The sequence below is a fragment of the Bartonella sp. TT119HLJHH genome (assembly GCF_042193385.1).
Classification (GTDB): Bacteria; Pseudomonadota; Alphaproteobacteria; order Rhizobiales; family Rhizobiaceae; genus Bartonella.
This window is the reverse complement of record NZ_JBHILS010000057.1, coordinates 1-2,656: the sequence shown is the minus strand read 5'-3', so window position 1 is coordinate 2,656 and position 2,656 is coordinate 1. Positions and strand designations below refer to the sequence as shown.

Genomic DNA, 2,656 nt, shown 5'->3' with positions numbered 1-2,656 from the left:
TCTTATGAGGCGGCGCTTTTACTGCTTCATCACGCTGTTTAAGCTCTTGTGTTAGTCTTTCAACTTCCTCGTCGCGTGATTGAACATCTGCTTTTAGTGCCTGTATCTTTTCACTTTTCCGTTTAAACTCTTCTCGGTACGCATCTATCTTTTGTTTCAGTTGTTTAATTTCCTCGTCACGTTCTTTAATCTCTTGCTTCAGTTCATCAATTTCCTCGTCGTCACATTCTTCCATCTTTTGCTTCAGTTCATCAATTTCCTCGTCGCGTTCTTCAATCTCTTGCTTCAATTCTTTAATTTCCGTATCACGTGATTGCACATCTGCTTCGAGTGTCATTACAACTTCACTTACATTTCTGAACGCCTTTTCATGCTCTTCAGTCTTTTGTTTCAGTTGTTTAATTTCCTCGTCGCGTTCTTCAATCTCTTGCTTCAGTTGTTTAATTTCCTTGTCACGTTCTTCAAGATCCGCATCACATTCATCAATTGTCTGCTTGCTTTCCATTAAATACCTAAACTCATTCTCTTTCATTTTTTTCTTAATATCTTGAACCTGCTCTTTAAGTGCTTTAACTTGGTTGCGATAATGCAATGCAATACGAAACATCACTCCGCTTAAGAGCAAAACTGAAACCACTGCTATCCATAAAATTTCATTCGAACTCATCTTTATCTCCTTTAATTTTTATGAGGGCGGTCATCATGACCAATCTGTTGTGCTTCGCATTCCATTAAAAAAAGAATGCAACAAGCCGCATGTGCCAAGTGTGATAAATCACTCTCAGCATCCTTATGCTCTCCACCAAACCATGCTAATAAATGACGTAAAGCAGCACCGTGAAACCTGCTCCAGTGCATGCCATTACGCCAATTGTTTGCTCCGTACTTCTTTGCACCAAACTCTAAAACTTTGCCGATTTCAATCAGTGCCAACGGCGGTATAAGCTCTATACGAGGCTTACCATCATCATTCTTATGCGCTTCGTTTGTGCTATATGAAACGTGTTTACGCATGTAAACTTCGTCGTTATCGCGAAAATCTTCATAGTCACAAACATCGGCATTGCCGTAAATCTTGGCATTCTCTCTAATCTTGGCATGCCCGTGAACTAACGCATTGTCATAAACTTTAGATTGATTGAAAACTTCGGCATTACCAAAAACCTTGGCTTGACCATAGACACGTGCTTTGTTGTAAACCTTAGCATCCCCATAAATGCGAGAATTGCCGTAAACTTCTGCTTTGCCTTTTACTGAAGCATTCTCATAAATTTGCGCCTTACCATAAACACGGGTATCACTACCATAAACCTCCGCATTACCGTAAATCTTTGCATAATCATAAACATACACACAATTAGAAACATCTGCACAACCGTATACTTGTGCATGCCCAAAAACACGTGCCATGCCACCAACACGGGCATCTCCAAAAACACGAGCATTGCCAAAAACATACCCATTATTAAAAGATCTATCCGAACCAGCTACCCAACAATCACCCTCATGTGATAGGTTACCTTCATGCTCTATAAAACCACCAAGATCACCTTTCTTGACTCTTCCAAAGTCTCTCAGTGCCCGTATGCGACGAAGCATTACAATACCATGTGAATTATTCTTATCAGGATAAAGCGTTATTCCTTGGCGTGTGAACTCATATTTCTTTTCTACAGCCATCTTTGTCTCCTTAATGCTGTAAAGTTTCTCCGGTGTGATCAACACCGCTGCTCTTGCTAATTTTCGACAATGGGGGGTGTTGCTCTTGCATTAATCTCTGCAAGCGCTCGGGATAAAAAAAATCTTCTGGACGCAAATCTATCCCATGATCACGTGCGTAGGTTAATAACTGCGCTTGATAAATTGAAGGAAACAATCCATTAGAACCACCCTTCTCTTTAGAATAAGTGATACGATAAACAGCACCTTTACATTTCTTCAAAATACGCGAAACGTTAACAGCCCCCCCTAGATATTTTATTATAGTATACGCAGGTTCTTTTTTCATAAAGATAAAATTTCATATTTTATGAATTTTATCAAGATAAAATTTCATATTTTTTTTATTGATTTTTCATTTCATATGAAAGACTTTGTATTTTATGGAATCAGATCAGTTAAAGGTATGGCTTAATGCGCAATTAGCTAAAAATGGTCATGGTAGTAAGAAAATGCTAGCCAAGCATTTAGGAGTGTTACCATCTACCTTAACTAGTATGTTGCATGATTCAGGTACAAAAAGATCAATAAAAGCAAGTGAATTAATAGAAATTATTGATTTTTTTGGCGAAATCCCCCCTTTTCTAATCAAAGAATCTGAACAGTTTATTCAACTGTATTATCAAGCAAATCCCGAAGTTCAGAAAGCTGTTTTAACGATTCTTCAGAATTCTTGTTCTTCAGACAAAAAATAATAGCAGCCATCACTTTTTTATCTCCACAATTCCAAAGTTTTTCTAACATTAGTTTATCCATAATTAACCTACACTTTATTAAAATTTCATATTTTCTGAATTTTTATATTGACAATTTTCATAAATAATGAAATATAAGTTCCATATCTTAGAAAATAACTTTTGCCAATAGGCAGTATGGAGGCATTTGTGAATAAACCAGTGTTTATAAATTCTGATGAAATTCTCTTAGTGATGTGCGA

The 2,656-nt window shown here is 37.1% G+C and carries 3 protein-coding genes and 1 pseudogene; 1 reads left to right on the top strand and 3 read right to left on the bottom strand.

Going from position 1 to position 2,656, the window contains the following annotated elements; all coding sequences use genetic code 11:
* The 3 genes and pseudogenes from ACFIJL_RS09035 to ACFIJL_RS09025 form a co-directional block, all read right to left on the bottom strand.
* Positions 1-667 (bottom strand): annotated as a pseudogene (locus ACFIJL_RS09035) (hypothetical protein); the annotation flags it as partial.
* 11 nt (positions 668-678) lie between these two features.
* Positions 679-1,014, bottom strand: coding sequence for a dATP/dGTP diphosphohydrolase domain-containing protein (locus ACFIJL_RS09030; RefSeq protein ID WP_273791733.1), 336 nt, complete (start codon positions 1,012-1,014; stop codon positions 679-681).
* A 676-nt stretch (positions 1,015-1,690) separates the two neighbouring features.
* A complete protein-coding gene (locus tag ACFIJL_RS09025; RefSeq protein ID WP_375624342.1) occupies positions 1,691-2,008 on the bottom strand; it encodes a hypothetical protein in 318 nt (105 codons plus the stop codon).
* A gap of 94 nt (positions 2,009-2,102) precedes the next feature.
* On the opposite strand from ACFIJL_RS09025, the gene ACFIJL_RS09020 reads away from it, so the two are divergent.
* Positions 2,103-2,414: an XRE family transcriptional regulator gene (locus ACFIJL_RS09020; protein WP_114647946.1), complete on the top strand. Its 312-nt coding sequence runs from the start codon at positions 2,103-2,105 to the stop codon at positions 2,412-2,414.
* The last annotated feature ends 242 nt before the right edge of the window (positions 2,415-2,656 follow it).